The sequence below is a fragment of the Hanstruepera sp. CR43 genome, assembly GCF_055227665.1.
Genome location: NZ_CP200078.1, coordinates 2674627 through 2692821 on the forward strand (window position 1 = coordinate 2674627; position 18195 = coordinate 2692821).

Consider the following 18195-nt stretch of genomic DNA (forward strand, 5'->3'; position numbering starts at 1 on the left):
CAATGAAAAAGTTAATTACGTTAATTTTAATTGTTATTGCCCATTCTGTCTATGCTCAAGGGCCGGGCTGTCCAAATGTGCAAGCTGGACCAAATCAGGTCATAGACTGTGATGATGCTGCCTGTGTTGATTTAACAGCTACTTACCTGGAAACTGGTGAGACCACTAGCTATGCTGTTTCTTCAATTCCTTTCAACCCACCATCAAATTTTAATGGATTAGCAAATCCACTTTTTGTTAATATAGATGATATTTGGAGTGGTGTTGTTAATTTACCTTTCGAATTTTGCTTTTTCAATAATAATTACAACCAATTAATTGTTGGAGCTAATGGGGGCATAAGTTTTGATGTAAGCAATGCCAATACTTTTAATGGATGGGCTTTCAGTCAGACTATACCAAATAATACAAACGCGACATTGGCAGATGTGAATATCTTTGGTGCTGTTCACGATATAGATCCAGCTGCCAGTAATGGAACTCATGAAATTGGGTGGGAAGTAAAAGGTACAGCACCTTGTAGAACCTTTGTGGTCAGTTATTTTAATGTAGCGCATTTTTCATGTAATAATTTAAAAACATTTCAACAGATAGTGTTGTATGAAGGGACCAACACGATTGAAGTATATATTCTTGATAAGCCAACTTGTTTTTCATGGAATAATGGTAATGCGGTTATCGGTATTCAAAATCCAGCAGGAACGGTAGCCTATACGCCACCAGGACGAAATACAGGAAACTGGACTGCGAGTATTGAAGCTTGGCGCTTTACACCAAATGGCACACCGAATTATGAAGTATCATGGTATGATGGTAGTGGTAATTTTGTAGACAATACAGACACTATCACAGTATGCCCTGATGCTGATGAAACCTATACAGTTGAGGTAGAATATACAAACTGTGATGGTACTACTTTTACCGATTCAGATACGGTATCCGTAACGGTTAGCAGTGGAGGAGGCGATGCCAGTTTCACGATGACCCCAACTTGTGATGGAGCAACAGCGACCATTACTGGGGACTCTGGCGGAACCTTTACGTTGAATCCAGATCCGGGTGATGGCACAATGGTTGATGCTTCGGGAACGGTAACAGGAGGAACACCTGGGAATTCTTACACAGTTCAATATGAAATAGGAGGCTCTTGCCCTGCAGTTGAAACCCAAACTTTTGAGGTTCTTACTGCAGCGGACGCCAGTTTTACCATGACAGCGACCTGTGATGGTGGTACGGCAACCATAGACGGAGATGCAGGCGGAACCTTTACGTTGAATCCAGATCCGGGCGATGGCACAATGGTTGATGCTTCGGGAACGGTAACAGGAGGAACACCAGGTACTACCTATACAGTTCAATATGAAATAGGAGGTAGCTGTGGTGATTTGACCACGGAAACAGTAACGGTATTACCGGCAGACGATCCGAGTTTTACGATGACAGCGACCTGTGATGGCGGAACAGCTACGGTTACGGGAACAGCAGGTGGAACGTTTACATTGAACCCAGACCCAGGAGACGGCACAACCGTTAATGGTACGGGAACGGTAACAGGAGGAACACCAGGGGTAACTTATACAGTAGAATACACGACCAACGGTACCTGTCCAGACAGCAGTACACAAACAGTAACGGTATTGCCGGCAGATGACCCAAGTTTTACGATGACAGCGACCTGTGATGGCGGAACAGCTACGGTTACGGGAACAGCAGGTGGAACGTTTACATTGAACCCAGACCCAGGAGACGGCACAACCGTTAATGGTACGGGAACGGTAACAGGAGGAACATCAGGGGTAACCTATACAGTAGAATACACAACCAACGGTACCTGTCCAGACAGCAGTACACAAACAGTAACGGTATTACCGGCAGACGATCCGAGTTTTACGATGACAGCGACCTGTGATGGCGGAACAGCTACGGTTACGGGAACAGCAGGTGGAACGTTTACATTGAACCCAGACCCAGGAGACGGCACAACCGTTAATGGTACGGGAACGGTAACAGGAGGAACACCAGGGGTAACCTATACAGTAGAATACACGACCAACGGTACCTGTCCAGACAGCAGTACACAAACAGTAACGGTATTACCGGCAGACGATCCGAGTTTTACGATGACAGCGACCTGTGATGGCGGAACAGCTACGGTTACGGGAACAGCAGGTGGAACGTTTACATTGAACCCAGACCCAGGAGACGGCACAATGGTTGATGCTTCGGGAACGGTAACAGGAGGAACACCAGGGGTAACTTATACAGTAGAATACACGACCAACGGTACCTGCCCAGACAGCAGTACACAAACAGTAACGGTATTAACAGAAGGTAATGCCAGTTTCACGATGACCCCAACTTGTGATGGAGCAACAGCGACCATTACTGGGGACTCTGGCGGAACCTTTACGTTGAATCCAGATCCGGGTGATGGCACAATGGTTGATGCTTCGGGAACGGTAACAGGAGGAACACCTGGGAATTCTTACACAGTTCAATATGAAATAGGAGGCTCTTGCCCTGCAGTTGAAACCCAAACTTTTGAGGTTCTTACTGCAGCGGACGCCAGTTTTACCATGACAGCGACCTGTGATGGTGGTACGGCAACCATAGACGGAGATGCAGGCGGAACCTTTACGTTGAATCCAGATCCGGGCGATGGCACAATGGTTGATGCTTCGGGAACGGTAACAGGAGGAACACCAGGTACTACCTATACAGTTCAATATGAAATAGGAGGTAGCTGTGGTGATTTGACCACGGAAACAGTAACGGTATTGCCGGCAGACGATCCGAGTTTTACGATGACAGCGACCTGTGATGGCGGAACAGCTACGGTTACGGGAACAGCAGGTGGAACGTTTACATTGAACCCAGACCCAGGAGACGGCACAATGGTTGATGCTTCGGGAACGGTAACAGGAGGAACACCAGGGGTAACCTATACAGTAGAATACACGACCAACGGTACCTGTCCAGACAGCAGTACACAAACAGTAACGGTATTACCGGCAGACGATCCAAGCTTTACGATGACAGCGACCTGTGATGGCGGAACAGCTACGGTTACGGGAACAGCAGGTGGAACGTTTACATTGAACCCAGACCCAGGAGACGGCACAACCGTTAATGGTACGGGAACGGTAACAGGAGGAACACCAGGGGTAACCTATACAGTAGAATACACGACCAACGGTACCTGTCCAGACAGCAGTACACAAACAGTAACGGTATTACCGGCAGACGATCCGAGTTTTACGATGATAGCGACCTGTGATGGCGGAACAGCTACGGTTACGGGAACAGCAGGTGGAACGTTTACATTGAACCCAGACCCAGGAGACGGCACAATGGTTGATGCTTCGGGAACGGTAACAGGAGGAACACCAGGGGTAACCTATACAGTAGAATACACGACCAACGGTACCTGTCCAGACAGCAGTACACAAACAGTAACGGTATTACCGGCAGACGATCCGAGTTTTACGATGACAGCGACCTGTGATGGCGGAACAGCTACGGTTACGGGAACAGCAGGTGGAACGTTTACATTGAACCCAGACCCAGGAGACGGCACAATGGTTGATGCTTCGGGAACGGTAACAGGAGGAACACCAGGGGTAACCTATACAGTAGAATACACGACCAACGGTACCTGTCCAGACAGCAGTACACAAACAGTAACGGTATTACCGGCTGATGATCCAAGCTTTACAATGACAGCGACCTGTGATGGTGGTATCGCAACTATAACAGGGGATTTAGGTGGTACGTTTACGTTAAATCCTAATCCAGGCGATGGTACTACTATTACTTCAGATACTGGTATAGTAACTGGTGGTACGGGCGGAGTGACTTATACGGTACAGTATACAACTGCCGGTAGTTGCCCGGAGAGCACAACTCAAGATGTGACTGTTCTAACAGAAGCAAATACAAGTTTTACAATGACCGCGACCTGTGATGGTGGTATTGCAACTATAACAGGTGATTTAGGTGGAACATTTACATTGAACCCAGACCCAGGTGCACCAGTATCGATAAACCCGACCACAGGTGAACTAACTGGTGGTACACCAGGAGTGACTTACACAGTTCAATACGAAATTACTGGAGCTTGCAGTGGTAGTTCGACACAAGACGTTACAGTATTACCACTTCCTACAATTGTTGATCCGACACCTTTGGTGGTCTGTGACGATGATGTTACGGATGGGATGACCGAAATGGATTTAACCATTAAAAATGATGAAATAACGGCTAATAATGCAGACTATATTGTGACCTATCACAATAGTATGGTTGCGGCTCAAAATGGTTCTCCTGAAGTATCTCCTTCTGATGATGCCTACATTGGAACTGATGGGGAAATAGTATATATTAGAGTTGAAGATTCAAATACAGGATGTTTCACTACAACAACTATGGTTTTAAATGTAACCAATGGACCAGATGTAGATCCTTTGACTCCACTGACTTACTGTGATCCTGATAATGATAATTTAGGTGATTTTGATTTATCTATTGCGAGAGATGAAATTCTTGCTAACGATGCTACGTTAGATGTGTCTTTCCATTTAACGCTTCAAAATGCACAAGATGATGTGAATCCGCAGGGAGATACCCTGTCCAATGTGGCTGGACAAATAATTTATGTGCGGGTCGATTATGGAGATAATGACGATTGTCCAACAATAGTAGAATTACAATTGATCGTTGAGCCTACTCCGGAAATGCCTTCTTCTATAGATCCTTATGTGATATGTGATGATGACTTTGATGGAACAGCCTCTTTTGATTTGACAACTATGGATGATATTATTTATGGTTCTCAAAATCAGGCAGATTTCACACTAACGTATCACGAAACATTAGCTGATGCTGAAGCAACTCCAGGGTTGAATCCTATTATGGAGCCACAATTATCAGATTATGTATCTGGAAATACGACTATTTATGTCAGGCTAGAAGGATTAAATGGTTGTATAAAGGTTGGGCAATTTGATCTGATTGTGAATCCATTGCCAGTTATACCTGCTGAAGCAGAAGATGGCATTTTCGCCATATGTGATGATTCTAACGATAATGATGGCTATGCCATTTTTGATCTAACATCTCAAAATGATGCATATACTGGAGGGGATGTTACTTTGAATGTTGATTATTTTGAAACAATGGCTGATATTCCTAGTAATCCAATTTCTAATTATGAGTCTTATCAAAATACATCTATAGGTGGATTGCCTCATAACCCTCAAACAATTTTTGTAACTGTTACAGAAACAACAAGTGGTGGAAATTGTTCGTCTATGACTACCTTGACATTAGTTGTCAATACGTTACCAACTCCTAATGATGTTTTACCTGATATGATTACTTGTGATGACATTACCCCAGGTGATTTACAGGAAGAGTTTGATTTGACTGAAAATGAAGGATTGATGTTGAATGATTTTGATGAAACGGTTACTTACCACGAATCTATGGCAGATGCTGAATCGGGTGAGAACTCTATTACAAATGAAATGGCTTACACTAATATTGCAACACCTCAAACTATTTACGTGCGAGTTACGAATACAGGTGATCCCAATAATGCATCTGATAATGGCACGGGATGTTATACAATTATAACATTTGATTTGATTGTAAATCCAATTCCGATGTTTACGCCAGATGATTTATATACTATTTGTGTGAACACGAATGGTACTGAAGTTGTTGGTGCTCCTACAATTGACACAGGATTAAGTGCAACTGACTATACTTTTGAATGGGAAAATCCAAATGGGGTAATAGTTAGTTTAGATCCAAGTTATACTGCTGTCGAGGCAGGGACTCATATTGTAACCATTACTGATGTTGATACACAATGTTTTAATGTGATACCTGTTGTTGTGGAAGAAAGTTCGCCACCAGTTGTTGATGCAACAGTTATCTCGGAAGCTTTTGCAGATGATAATGCTATCCAAGTTGTTGCTTCAGGTAATGGGGCAGCTTCCTTTGAGTTCAGTATTGATAATGGACCATGGGTAAGCAATGATTCTAATAACAATACCTATATCTTTACGAATGTTTCTCCTGGAGAACATGTTATTCAAGTAAGGGATATTTACGGTTGTGGTATTGGAAGTGATATTGTTTTAGTGATGGATTATCCGCTTTTCTTCACACCTAATAATGATGGAGACAATGATACTTGGCAAATTTCAGGGATTAGTTCTCAAATGGATGCCAAGATTTATATCTTTGATAGATATGGTAAATTATTAAAACAATTAAGCCCGTCTAGTCCAGGTTGGGATGGTACTTTAAATGGTTATCCATTACCATCTACTGATTACTGGTTTACCGTCGATTATAGAGAACCAGCTGATGATGCGATGAAGCAATTCCAGGCACATTTTACTTTAAAAAGGTAAATGTGTTTTAAAATAGAAAAAGAGCGGAACAATATTGTTCCGCTCTTTTTTTTATATATAAAAACTATTAATTTTTTACATACTAAAACTTAATGTGAAAGTAAGATTAGAATTTTTAGCATCTATATTTGGAGCATCTGTTAATCCGACATTATATAAAGAAGGTTGATTTGACTGGCTGGTTTGATCGAATGTTACATCCAGCTTGATTACATTTCCAAAATTATAACCAAGACCTACAGAATAACCAGACAAATCTCCCACGGTCATTCCATTTTTATAAGGACTTTCTTCAAAACGATAACCGCCTCTTAAACTTAATCGGTTGATTTTAGCCTCACCTCCTAATCTATATGTTGAAGCAGTTGTCAAACTATTACTTATAATGTTATTTTGCTGATTAAAGTACCTGTCTGAAGTGGGTCTGAATTTACTATTGCTATAATCTTTTAAAGAGTAATCAAAACTGATCAATCCATATTTTCCGAATACATAAGCTAAACTGCCTGTTATTCTTCCAGGTGTTTGTAGCCTATAGGTAGGATATACATTTATAACTCTGGGATCAATGTTAACCGAAGTGTTTGTTCCGTTATCATCAACCAATGTTCTGAGGCTTTGTGAGGTTTCTTCAGAAATATTATACCAAGTTGGTGAATTAAAAGCAAATCCAGCTCTAAATTGTTCGGTTATTTTAATTATAGTGCCTAATTGAAATGAGAATCCAGAACCAACGGTGAATAAGTTATTTCCAAATCTTACTTGGCTGACAAGAGAATTTTCATTGTCATTACTTTCAAATAAATAAGTTGATCGTTCAAAATTGATAAAATGTGAATTAAGGTTCAACCCCAAATATACCCGCTCACCAAACTGTGTAGCAGCATTCACTGTAAATTTTCCATTATAACCAGTTGAAGCGTAGCTGTAATCTTGAAAATAGCTGCCTGGTGCAATATTTGAAGTATAAGTCGTATTGTCATCTGTGTTATTAACGGGTTCTAGGATATAGGATTCATAACCTAGAAAGGCTTGTTGATTTCCATAACCATAAAGACTACCTATTTCGGAATAGGCTTGAAAATAACTTTCATTCGGTAATGCAGAAATTTCATCCAATCTCAAACCGTTGGCATAATTTAAAAAATAACTATCAATAGAATTATTCGGATTGGTTCCAATAGCATACCAATTGTTGTCATAATCTTGAATTTTATCGTAAGCCACACTTATTGCAAATTTTTTCCATGGAGAATTTGCATTTCTGTTATTAAAAATAAATGCAGCCCCTGTTTGATTTAAGTCAATAGTTGAATTTTTTGAACTAGCTAAACCGTTATAGTATTGGGTTTCATTTTTAGTCTGTAAATTTGACAACGAAAGCGAAATATGACTAGAGTTGAAGACAGCCGATCCTGCAGGATTAATACTAACAGCACTCATATCGCCTCCCAAAGCACCAAATGCACCACTTAATCCCCTAAATCTGGCTGTGCCTTGAATGTTGTCTTCCGAATATCGTAACGCATCAGTAATATCTTGAGCGTTGGCAATAGTCGCAGTGAATGCGATTATAGCCAGCAAAAGTGTTTTTTTCATATAATTTTTTTTAAGATTTAGAAACCACCTCTTCTTCCGCCGCCGCCAGAACTTCTTCCACCACCCATTGATGAACTGCCTCTTGAAGGAGAGGAATAACTTCTACTAGGGCTCGAAGAATTATTATAGCTTCTAGTCGGTTGTTGATTTGTTCTTACTCTTGGCGTACTGTTAGAACGGCTTCTAGTTGGTTTTGTTGTTTGGGTTCTTGGTCTTCCTGTTGAATTAATAGTAGAATTCGAGTTTGGTCTTGTTGAAGTCCGGACTCTTGGTCTCCCAGATGAATTATAATCACTTCTTGGTCTCCCAGAACTGTAATCAGTGGAGCTGCGTCTACCAGTGTTATAGCGTCCTAAGTAATTATTGGAGTTCAAGCCATATCGACTGCTAGCTCTGCCCATGTAAACACTACCTCGTCTGCCACTAGTATATGATATACTGTTTCTGTAGTAATAAGGACTGTAATAACCGGCGCCATAATAAGGTGGGTAATAGGCCCATCCATAACCAGGATAGCCCCAACCAGCATTCCAGCCCCAGCCATAATAAGGGTATCCCCATCCCCATCCAGCATTCCAACCCCAGCCATAATACGGATATCCCCATCCCCAGCCAGTGTTCCAACCCCAGCCAGCATTCCATCCCCAGCCGTAATTAAAACCTCCTGAATAGACATTTATTGAAACATCAGTGTTTTCTTGCCCCCAGCCTGCATATTGATTGTATTCTACTTGGGTAGAATCTGACTCTTCTCTGTAGTCACTTGTATAGTCATCTACATCTGTAAACACCTCATCTTGCGTGTAAATATCATATTCGTCTGCTTTTTCTTTGAAATAATTCTTGTAGTAGGTATTGCTCGCATTTGGGTTGTCATAAACAACCACAGCGTCTTGATTATCAACAGGGATCTGGGTTGATCCATATATTCCATCATTGTCAGGTACATTCTGATAAGTACCACATGATGTTAATGCAAGTAGCGCACTTATTATCAGTATTGAAGTTTTCGAAAAAAAGTAATTTTTAATAGGCATAACTAGCAATTTTAATTGTTGGACATTTCAAAAATAGTTAGTTTTGCTGAACTATTTTTATATTTAACATAGTCACAATATTTATGCCAAAACCTTGTATATGAGCAAAAAACTTACTAGTAGAGCAGATGATTATTCAAAATGGTACAACGAGTTAGTTGTTAAGGCTGACATGGCGGAGAATTCTGCTGTTCGTGGCTGTATGGTCATCAAGCCTTATGGATTTGCGATTTGGGAGAAAATTCAAGCAGAATTAGATAGGATGTTTAAAGAAACTGGGCATCAAAATGCTTATTTTCCACTGTTTGTTCCTAAAAGTTTGTTTGAGGCTGAAGAGAAAAATGCTGAAGGTTTTGCTAAAGAATGTGCTATTGTAACGCATTATCGACTTCAAAATGACCCTGATAATAAAGGGAAATTGCGTGTTGATCCCGAAGCAAAATTAGAGGAGGAACTTGTGGTCAGGCCAACCAGTGAAGCTATAATTTGGAATACTTATAAAGGGTGGATTCAATCGTACCGAGACTTACCAATACTGGTGAATCAATGGGCAAATGTTGTGCGATGGGAAATGCGAACAAGGTTGTTTTTGAGAACGGCAGAATTTTTATGGCAAGAAGGGCATACGGCACATGCTACAGAAACTGAAGCGATTAAAGAGGCTGAATTGATGAATAATGTTTATGCTACTTTTGTAGAGAACTTTATGGCAATACCTGTTATTAAAGGAATTAAAACAGAAAGCGAACGTTTTGCAGGAGCTGTAGAAACCTATTGTATTGAAGCTTTAATGCAAGATGGAAAGGCCCTTCAGGCTGGTACCTCACATTTTTTAGGACAGAATTTTGCAAAAGCTTTTGATGTAAAGTTTGCCAATAAAGAAGGTAAGCAGGATTATGTTTGGGCAACTTCCTGGGGTGTGTCTACAAGATTAATGGGTGCTTTGATTATGACTCATAGTGATGATAACGGTTTGGTTTTACCTCCAAGTTTAGCACCTAACCAAGTTGTTATTGTGCCTATTTATAAATCTGAAGAGCAGTTAGAAGCCATTTCTAAATTGGTAAATATCATCGTGGATGAATTACGCTCTAATGGTATTTCTGTTAAGTATGATGATCGTGATACGTTACGTCCTGGTGCTAAATTTGCGCAACATGAATTGCAAGGGGTACCATTAAGGATAGCTATTGGTCCAAAAGATTTGGAAAATGGCACCGTTGAATTGGCCAGGAGAGATACATTGACCAAAGAGGTTATAGCTGTCGACAATTTACCATCAAAAGTAGTTGCGTTGATGGACGAAATTCAAAACTCCTTATACTCAAAAGCACTTCAATTTAGAGATAATCATATCACTGAAGTTGATGATTTTGATACTTTCAAGCAAGTCCTGGAGTCAAAAGGAGGTTTTATTTCAGCTCATTGGGATGGTTCAGAAGAGACAGAATTGAAGATAAAAGAGTTGACTAAAGCGACTATTCGATGTATTCCAATGGATTCAAAAGAAGAGAAGGGTGCTTGCGTTTATTCGGGTAACCCTTCAAAACAGCGTGTTTTATTTGCAAAAGCGTACTAAATTATTTTTTTTCAAAAAAAGATTATTAAGTTATTGCAACATTTAAAAATAGTTGTATTTTTGCATCCGCAATGGAAACATTGAGAGTTATTTGAAAAGTATTGCAAGTGTAAGTTTTTAAATTTATATTTGCGCACTTAAAACCAAATGGCCCGTTCGTCTATCGGCTAGGACGCCAGGTTTTCATCCTGGTAAGAGGGGTTCGATTCCCCTACGGGCTACAATTTTAATAATAAAAGAACAAATGGCAAATCATAAGTCAGCGTTAAAGAGAATTAGAAGTAACGAAGCGAAACGCTTAAGAAACAGATATAAGCACAAAACAACTCGTAATGCAATCAAAAAATTGCGTGACATGAGTGATAAGAAAGAGGCTGAAGAATTATTGGTTTCTGTATCTTCTATGATTGATAAATTAGCAAAAAAGAACATTATTCACAATAACAAAGCTGCTAACCTGAAGTCTGGTTTAGCCAAGCACGTGGCGTCTTTGTAAAAAGTGAAATTAGATAAAGTTTAAAGCTCTTCCATAACGAAGGGCTTTTTTTATGAAATAATTTTAAATAGTTTTTAATAAAAAATGCCTTGAAAATTTTCAAGGCATTTATATTTATATGATAAATGAAATTTATTTAACCATTCATGGAAATTAAGAACTCTTCGTTATTTCTTGTTTGTTTCACACGATCATTTATAAATTCCATGGCCTCCACAGGATTCATGTCGGCCAGATATTTTCTCATAACCCACATACGCTGAATCGTATTCTCATCAAGTAATAAATCATCACGACGCGTACTTGAAGATGTCAAATCGATAGCAGGGAAAATACGACGATTGGATATCTTTCTGTCCAATTGAAGTTCCATATTTCCAGTTCCTTTAAATTCTTCAAAAATAACTTCATCCATTTTTGAGCCAGTTTCAGTAAGTGCTGTAGCAATTATGGTTAAAGAACCACCATTTTCTATATTACGTGCAGCACCAAAGAAACGTTTTGGTTTGTGTAGGGCATTAGCGTCAACACCACCACTTAATATTTTTCCTGAAGCGGGTTGAACCGTGTTGTAGGCTCTGGCCAAACGTGTTATGGAATCCAAAAGAATAACCACATCATGACCGCACTCAACCAATCGTTTTGCTTTTTCTAAAACAATATCCGCAATTTTAACATGCTCATGTGCTTCTTTATCAAAGGTTGAAGAAATAACTTCCCCTCTTACGTTACGTTGCATGTCAGTAACTTCTTCAGGTCTTTCATCAATGAGTAAAATCATTAAATAGACTTCTGGATGATTGGCGGCAATAGCGTTAGCTACGTCCTTAAGTAACATGGTTTTACCAGTTTTTGGTTGCGACACAATCATACCACGTTGCCCTTTTCCAATAGGAGAAAACAAATCCATAATTCGAGTAGATATGGTACTTTGCTTTTCAGCGATATTAAATTTCTCTTTTGGGAATAGGGGTGTTAGGTGTTCAAAAGCCACACGGTCTCTAACGACTTCAGGCTTTTGGCCATTTATTTTGTTAACCTTAATAAGCGGGAAATACTTTTCACCTTCTTTAGGCGGTCTTACATTTCCTAAAACAGTATCACCCTTTTTCAGTCCGAACAAACGAATTTGCGATTGCGATACATAAATATCATCTGGTGATGATAAGTAATTGTAATCTGATGATCTTAAAAAACCATAGCCATCTTGCATGATATCCAAGACGCCTTCACTTTCTATTATGGCGTCAAACTCAAAATCGGGTTCGCGATAACGGTTTCTGTTATCCTTGTTGCCATTGTTATTATTGTTCGAATTCCCTTTATTATTATCTCTCTTTTGACGATTACTATCTTTTTTCTTATCGTCTTGAGGGTTATTTTTTTCTGATTCTTTTTTATGATTGGAGTCTGGCTTCTGATTGTTTGCATTATCAGAAGATTTCTCATTGGAATCCGTTTTTTTATTGGGATTATTTTGTTGGTTTTGAATGCGTTGTCTAGGGCGTTTTTGAGCAGGTTTTGTATTTGTTTTTTCATTAGTCTTATCAGAAGAATCATCAGTGCTAACAACCTCTTTCACGGCTTTTGGATTAGCAGCTTGATGGTCTAGAATTTGATAAACTAAATCTAATTTTTTTAATGAACGGTATTTAGATACCTTTAATTTTTGAGCTATTTCCTGTAGTTCAGGAAGTTTCATTTCTTTTAATTGAGCTATTTCAAACATTGATACAATAAAATGTTTTGTTAAATAATTTAAGTTGAATAATTCCGAAGAAAAATTGATCTTATGTTTTTTGAAGAATTAATAACTTACAACTGTGAGAGTTGCGAATTATTACTGCAATTATACAACTTTATTTTAATTTTTTAAGTTAATTTTAAAAAAGAAACCATTATTTTTGTGCCCGTTATTAACGAAAATTAATGATTCAAAGAATTCAAACACTTTATTTGTTATTGGCTACAGTTGTTTCAGCTGGACTGATTTTTGTTTTTGAATTATGGACGAATCAGGATGGTGTTAAAGTCTTTGCACAAGATGCTAGTTGTGTTTTTGCGGGATTCTTATTGTCAGCAGTATTATCGTTAATAACCATTTTTAGATTTAAAAACAGAAAGTCACAATTTATGTTGGGACGACTGAATATCATATTAAACTTTATTTTACTAGGATTTTTTGTGTATCAATCTCTAAATTTATCTGGAGAAACGGTTGTTTCTGAGAAAGGTATTGGGATTTTTCTTCCTATTGTTTCTATCGTGTTTTTGGCATTAGCCAATAAAGCCATTAAAAAGGACGAAGATCTCGTAAAATCTGTAGATAGATTACGATAAACCTATCATCTTAGTATATTAGTGCGTGAGCCCAGGGTGAAGATCTTGGGCTTTTTTTATCTCTTGAATTCAATAACTTCAAGGTTTTCAATTTTTCTACCATCAATGGTAAAGCGTAGCATTGTTCTGACTTTATGAAAACCGTGTTTGCCAATAGCTCCCGGATTCATATGTAGTAAATTTAGTTTTTTATCAGGCATGGCTTTTAGGATGTGTGAATGACCTGTTATGAACAATTGTGGCGGATTCTCTTTAATTTGCTCTCTAATTCTAGGATTATACCTGCTTGGATATCCGCCAATATGAGTAATCCAAACATCAACTTCCTCACAAAAAAACCGATTATCTAATGGAAATTCCAATCGTGCTTCTTTATCATCAATGTTGCCGTAAACAGCACGTAAGGGTTTTAAAGCTTTAATTGAATCAGTTACTTCTAAGTCACCAATGTCTCCAGCATGCCATACTTCATCAGCTTGCTTAACATATTTTAAAACAGCTTCATCAATATAACTATGCGTGTCTGAAAGTAGCAGGATTTTTTTCATTAAGAAAACATTGTGGTTTAAAAGCAGGTATTTCTAATTATCTTTGTAGATTCAAAAACAAAAGTAGTACATTCTTGAGATATTTTATTGAACTTTCATATCATGGTAAAGTATATCATGGCTGGCAAAATCAGCCTAATGCTATTTCTGTTCAAGAAGTAGTGGAAAAAGCATTGAGTACGTTACTTGGTGAAAAAACAGATATTGTAGCAGCTGGTAGGACGGACGCAGGTGTTCATGCGTTGCAGATGTTTGTTCATTTTGATATAGATTTAAGTTTCAATACTGAAGATTTAACTTATAAGCTAAATGCGTTTTTACCACAAGATATTGCAGTTCATGATATTTTTGAAGTCAAACCAGAGGCTCATGCGCGATTTGACGCTATGAGCAGAACTTATTTGTACCGATTAGCTCTAAAGAAAAATGCTTTTAATTTTGACTATGCCTACTTAATGAAAAAACCACTTCAGTTGCATTTAATGAATGAAGCTGCTAAAGTTTTATTGGGTCATCAAGATTTTCAATGCTTTTCAAAGACTCATACGGACGTGAAAACTTATTTTTGTGATATTATGCATGCTGAATGGAAACAAATTGATGATGAGTTGCATTTTACCATAAAGGCTGACCGGTTTTTAAGAAATATGGTTCGTGCTATTGTTGGAACTTTAATTAATGTGGGACTTGGAAAGATAACTATTGATGATTTACAAACTATCATTCAATCTAAAGATAGAAGTGAAGCAGGATATTCTGTTCCGGCACATGGCTTATATTTGATAAATATTGATTACCCAGAAAGTATTAAGCATGACAGATAAAAAACAAAATCAATTATTGGACACTAAACTGTTCAAAAAGTTATTACAGTTTGTCAAACCGTATAAATTGGTTTTTGTGTGGGTTTTAGTAGCGGTTATTTTGCTAGCTCTTTTGGGGGCTGCAAGACCTTATATTTTGCAACAAGCTATAGATAATAACATAGCTAAAAAAGAACTAGATGGCTTTTTGACCTATATTTTACTCATGGGAGCTATGCTGCTTGCAGAGGTAATTTTTCAGTTGCTTTTTATTTATTATGCCGGATGGTTGGGGCAAACAGTTGTTAAGGATATTCGTGTAAAACTCTTTGATCACATGCTCAGTTTTAAAATGAAATATTTCAATAATTCATCGGTAGGTGTATTAATAACAAGGGCTGTGACCGATATGGAACGTATTGCTGATATTTTTGGAGAGGGCCTTTTTATGATATTCCGAGATTTGTTGACTATGTTGGTAGTCTCAAGTGTGATGATGTGGATGAATTGGGAATTGAGTATAATTGTTTTTCTCATGCTGCCACTTGTTTTATATGCTACAAGATTATTTCAAAAGTATATGAAAAAGGCTTTTGAGGAAGTAAGAACCGAAGTTTCCAATTTGAACTCGTTTGTACAAGAACGTGTGACTGGAATGAAAATCCTTCAGCTTTTTACACGGGAAAATACGGAATACAGAAAGTTTAAAGAAATTAATGAGCGTCATAAACAAGGCTGGCTCAAAACAGTTTGGTACAACTCTATTTTCTTTCCAATAGCAGAATTATCATCGTCTATAACTATTGGTCTTGTTGCTTGGTATGGTGGGTTGAATACGGTTATCGGTGAAACGGCCTCTTTAGGTGATTTGACGGCTTTTATCATGATGATTCCGATGTTGTTTCGACCATTGAGACAAATAGCAGATAAGTTTAATACGCTGCAGATGGGTATGGTGGCTGCCAATAGAGTATTTAAAGTATTGGAAACTACTTCTCAAATTGATGATACGGGAACGATGGTAGCATCACATTTTAAGGGTCATATTGCCTTTCAGAATGTTCATTTTAGCTATGTTCCAGATGAGGAGGTTCTTAAGGGAATCAATTTGGAAATAGAACCAGGCAAAACGATAGCCATTGTTGGAGCAACGGGAGCTGGCAAATCGACTATAATCAATTTGTTGAATCGATTTTATGATATTCAAAGTGGTTCAATTTTGATTGATAATACCAATATCAAAGATATGACCTTAAAATCATTACGCAGTCAGATAGCCGTTGTATTGCAGGATGTGTTTTTATTTGCCGATACCATTTTAAATAATATTACGCTTAATGATAAATCAATCAGCGAATCTGAAGTTATTCAGGCTGCGAAAGCCATTGGTATCCATGACTTCATCATGAGTTTGCCAAATGGTTATCATTATAACGTTAAAGAACGCGGAGTGATGTTATCTTCTGGACAAAGGCAGTTGATTTCATTTTTAAGAGCCTATGTCACTAACCCAAGTATATTGGTATTGGATGAAGCAACATCATCGGTTGATTCCCATTCTGAACAACTTATTCAAAACGCTACTGATAAAATAACCAAAGATAGAACATCCATCATCATAGCACATAGATTGGCAACCATCAAAAAAGCAGATAAAATTGTTGTCATGGATGCGGGACAAATTGTTGAAGAAGGCTCCCATGATGAGCTTCTCAAAAAACCTGAAGGGTATTACAAAAATTTATACGAAGTTCAGTTTCTAAAAGAAGAGGTTGCTTAATTTACCATATTTTGAGATTCTGCCATTCGCTTTAAAATATCCATGTTTCCTGTAAGATATAATATGGCTACAGCTGCTATAATACTTAATACGTAAAGTATTGAAACAATAATCAAAAATATGAGTGTTTTGATTAAAATACCTTTCATAGACAGCTTATAGAGTTTTTTTAAACAGTAAGTTGTGTAGATAAACATAAAAGGTAATAAGAGCATAGAAATGGAGCCAAAGGTTAAACCCAAAACGGCACCTGTAATAGAAATAATCACACTAACAATAGTCGTCTGTGAATAGATATACATAAAAATCGTCAGCAGCTCGGTATAGTTATAGGTTTTATTTCTGAAGAATGTTAATTTACATATAATGGCATATATAGGTATGTTGACCATCATGGCAATAGCCTGATATTCCTGGGTTAAATCTAAGATATATTGCATCATCTCTTCTCCACCTGGAGTGCCATATGACCCAAAGTTGAACAGTTCTGGATAGAACTTTTTAAAAATAAATACTTGTAGTCCGGCCAGTGTTACCGAAATTGCAAAATAACTGATAACATTGACGTAGCGTTTTCTTACTCCAGAAATATAGCCACCGATTACATCGTCTGGTTTGGTAAAAAGCCCAATAAATGTTTGAAGAAATTTATTATCGTAATTCAAAAACTGCTCGCTGAAGTGTTCAAATAGATTTCTTAAGGTTAATCTATTACGGATTATTCGGCCTCCACAGGCACTACAAAAATCATCTGATTCTTGAATTTCAGTTTGACAATTCTTGCATTGCATACTAGGTCAAGTCTTTTTGAATCATATTAATGAGATCAGCAGTATCCTTAAACATGATAAATTCTCCATCCTTAAAATAGGAAATCTGTCCTGTTTCTTCACTGACCACTAAAGCCAAAGCATCTGTTTTTTCAGTAATACCAACCGCTGCGCGATGCCGTAATCCAAACCGTTGTGGCAGTGTTTTTTCATTATTTACTGGTAAAATAACACGGGTTGCCTTGACAATATTATTTTCAATTATGATGGCTCCGTCATGTAAGGGACTATTCTTGAAAAAAATACTTTCGATGATAGGTTGCGTGACTTTTATATTCATTTCGTCACCGGTTGTTGTCAAGAAATCAAGGTTATTATTGTGTTCAAACACAATCAATGCCCCAGTTTTAGACGTTCCCATTTTGGTACAGGCATTTACAATGGCAGCAATGTCTGTTTCAGTTTCTGCTTCTGTTTTAAGAAATTTTAATTGCTTGAAGAGTTTGCCACGTTTGCTAAAATTAGTAGAACCAACCATCAATAAAAACTTTCTGATTTCTTGCTGAAAGACCACAATTAAAGCAATCAGGCCAACACTCATAAAACCTCCCAAAATTTTACTTAACATTTTCATTTGGAGTGTTTCCGTAATGAGATAGATAAAATAGATAATAACTATTCCTATAAATATGTTGATTGCTACCGTGCCTTTTACCAATTTGTAAACATAGTATAGAAGAAGAGCCACCAAAATGACATCAATGATATCGACTACGGTAAATTTTAAAAGGTCATCAAAAATTTCCAAAGGCTATCGGTTT

Annotated in this window: 12 protein-coding genes and 1 tRNA gene; 7 read left to right on the plus strand and 6 right to left on the minus strand. The window is 38.0% G+C overall.

What is annotated here, in order from left to right; all coding sequences use genetic code 11:
* Positions 1 to 2 precede the first annotated feature (2 nt).
* Positions 3 to 6422, plus strand: coding sequence for a T9SS type B sorting domain-containing protein (locus ACKXGU_RS12265; protein WP_463465578.1), 6420 nt, complete (start codon positions 3 to 5; stop codon positions 6420 to 6422).
* Between the two features lie 75 nt (positions 6423 to 6497).
* Here ACKXGU_RS12265 and ACKXGU_RS12270 read toward each other — a convergent pair whose 3' ends face one another.
* The gene (locus tag ACKXGU_RS12270) at positions 6498 to 8021 is read right to left on the minus strand and encodes an OmpP1/FadL family transporter (RefSeq protein WP_463465579.1); all 1524 of its coding nucleotides are present in this window, start codon (positions 8019 to 8021) and stop codon (positions 6498 to 6500) included.
* A 17-nt stretch (positions 8022 to 8038) separates the two neighbouring features.
* Positions 8039 to 9058, minus strand: coding sequence for a hypothetical protein (locus ACKXGU_RS12275; protein WP_463465580.1), 1020 nt, complete (start codon positions 9056 to 9058; stop codon positions 8039 to 8041).
* 100 nt (positions 9059 to 9158) lie between these two features.
* On the opposite strand from ACKXGU_RS12275, the gene proS reads away from it, so the two are divergent.
* The 3 genes from proS (at position 9159) to rpsT (ending at position 11133) form a co-directional block, all read left to right on the plus strand.
* A complete protein-coding gene (proS, locus tag ACKXGU_RS12280) occupies positions 9159 to 10637 on the plus strand; it encodes a proline--tRNA ligase (RefSeq protein ID WP_463465581.1) in 1479 nt (492 codons plus the stop codon).
* 149 nt (positions 10638 to 10786) lie between these two features.
* Positions 10787 to 10858 (plus strand) — tRNA-Glu (locus tag ACKXGU_RS12285).
* Between the two features lie 23 nt (positions 10859 to 10881).
* The gene (gene rpsT / locus ACKXGU_RS12290) at positions 10882 to 11133 is read left to right on the plus strand and encodes a 30S ribosomal protein S20 (RefSeq protein WP_103051934.1); all 252 of its coding nucleotides are present in this window, start codon (positions 10882 to 10884) and stop codon (positions 11131 to 11133) included.
* 136 nt (positions 11134 to 11269) lie between these two features.
* Here the strand turns inward: rpsT and rho are convergent, their stop codons facing one another.
* Complete coding sequence (gene rho, locus ACKXGU_RS12295) at positions 11270 to 12862, minus strand: transcription termination factor Rho (RefSeq protein WP_463465582.1); 1593 nt, start codon at positions 12860 to 12862, stop codon at positions 11270 to 11272.
* Positions 12863 to 13062: 200 nt separating this feature from the next.
* Here rho and ACKXGU_RS12300 point away from each other — a divergent pair, with 200 nt between their 5' ends.
* On the plus strand, positions 13063 to 13473 hold the full coding sequence (locus tag ACKXGU_RS12300) for a DUF4293 domain-containing protein (RefSeq protein ID WP_463465583.1): 411 nt from the start codon (positions 13063 to 13065) through the stop codon (positions 13471 to 13473).
* Between the two features lie 56 nt (positions 13474 to 13529).
* Here ACKXGU_RS12300 and ACKXGU_RS12305 read toward each other — a convergent pair whose 3' ends face one another.
* Positions 13530 to 14021 (minus strand): metallophosphoesterase family protein, encoded by a 492-nt coding sequence (locus tag ACKXGU_RS12305; RefSeq protein ID WP_463465584.1) that lies wholly within the window; start codon positions 14019 to 14021, stop codon positions 13530 to 13532.
* 74 nt (positions 14022 to 14095) lie between these two features.
* On the opposite strand from ACKXGU_RS12305, the gene truA reads away from it, so the two are divergent.
* Both truA and ACKXGU_RS12315 read left to right on the plus strand, forming a co-directional pair.
* Positions 14096 to 14845, plus strand: a complete 750-nt coding sequence (gene truA, locus ACKXGU_RS12310; RefSeq protein WP_463465585.1) for a tRNA pseudouridine(38-40) synthase TruA — start codon at positions 14096 to 14098, stop codon at positions 14843 to 14845.
* Positions 14835 to 16604, plus strand: a complete 1770-nt coding sequence (locus ACKXGU_RS12315; RefSeq protein ID WP_463465586.1) for an ABC transporter ATP-binding protein — start codon at positions 14835 to 14837, stop codon at positions 16602 to 16604. The genes truA and ACKXGU_RS12315 overlap by 11 nt, the downstream gene beginning before the upstream one ends.
* On the opposite strand, the gene ACKXGU_RS12320 is transcribed toward ACKXGU_RS12315, so the two are convergent.
* Both ACKXGU_RS12320 and ACKXGU_RS12325 read right to left on the minus strand, forming a co-directional pair.
* Positions 16601 to 17395 carry a DUF3667 domain-containing protein gene (locus ACKXGU_RS12320; protein ID WP_463465587.1) on the minus strand — a complete coding sequence of 265 codons (795 nt, stop codon included), beginning with the start codon at positions 17393 to 17395 and terminating at the stop codon, positions 16601 to 16603. The genes ACKXGU_RS12315 and ACKXGU_RS12320 overlap by 4 nt on opposite strands.
* Before the next feature lies 1 nt (position 17396).
* Positions 17397 to 18182: a diadenylate cyclase gene (locus tag ACKXGU_RS12325; RefSeq protein ID WP_103051927.1), complete on the minus strand. Its 786-nt coding sequence runs from the start codon at positions 18180 to 18182 to the stop codon at positions 17397 to 17399.
* Between the last annotated feature and the right edge of the window lie 13 nt (positions 18183 to 18195).

Excerpts from the sequence above, each read along its gene's own strand:
- ACKXGU_RS12265 (WP_463465578.1), top strand. The coding sequence starts at position 3 with ATGAAAAAGTTAATTACGTTAATTTTAATTGTTATTGCCCATTCTGTC.
- ACKXGU_RS12270 (WP_463465579.1), bottom strand. The coding sequence starts at position 8,021 with ATGAAAAAAACACTTTTGCTGGCTATAATCGCATTCACTGCGACTATT.
- ACKXGU_RS12275 (WP_463465580.1), bottom strand. The coding sequence starts at position 9,058 with ATGCCTATTAAAAATTACTTTTTTTCGAAAACTTCAATACTGATAATA.
- proS (WP_463465581.1), top strand. The coding sequence starts at position 9,159 with ATGAGCAAAAAACTTACTAGTAGAGCAGATGATTATTCAAAATGGTAC.
- rpsT (WP_103051934.1), top strand. The coding sequence starts at position 10,882 with ATGGCAAATCATAAGTCAGCGTTAAAGAGAATTAGAAGTAACGAAGCG.
- rho (WP_463465582.1), bottom strand. The coding sequence starts at position 12,862 with ATGTTTGAAATAGCTCAATTAAAAGAAATGAAACTTCCTGAACTACAG.
- ACKXGU_RS12300 (WP_463465583.1), top strand. The coding sequence starts at position 13,063 with ATGATTCAAAGAATTCAAACACTTTATTTGTTATTGGCTACAGTTGTT.
- ACKXGU_RS12305 (WP_463465584.1), bottom strand. The coding sequence starts at position 14,021 with ATGAAAAAAATCCTGCTACTTTCAGACACGCATAGTTATATTGATGAA.
- ACKXGU_RS12315 (WP_463465586.1), top strand. The coding sequence starts at position 14,835 with ATGACAGATAAAAAACAAAATCAATTATTGGACACTAAACTGTTCAAA.
- ACKXGU_RS12320 (WP_463465587.1), bottom strand. The coding sequence starts at position 17,395 with ATGCAATGCAAGAATTGTCAAACTGAAATTCAAGAATCAGATGATTTT.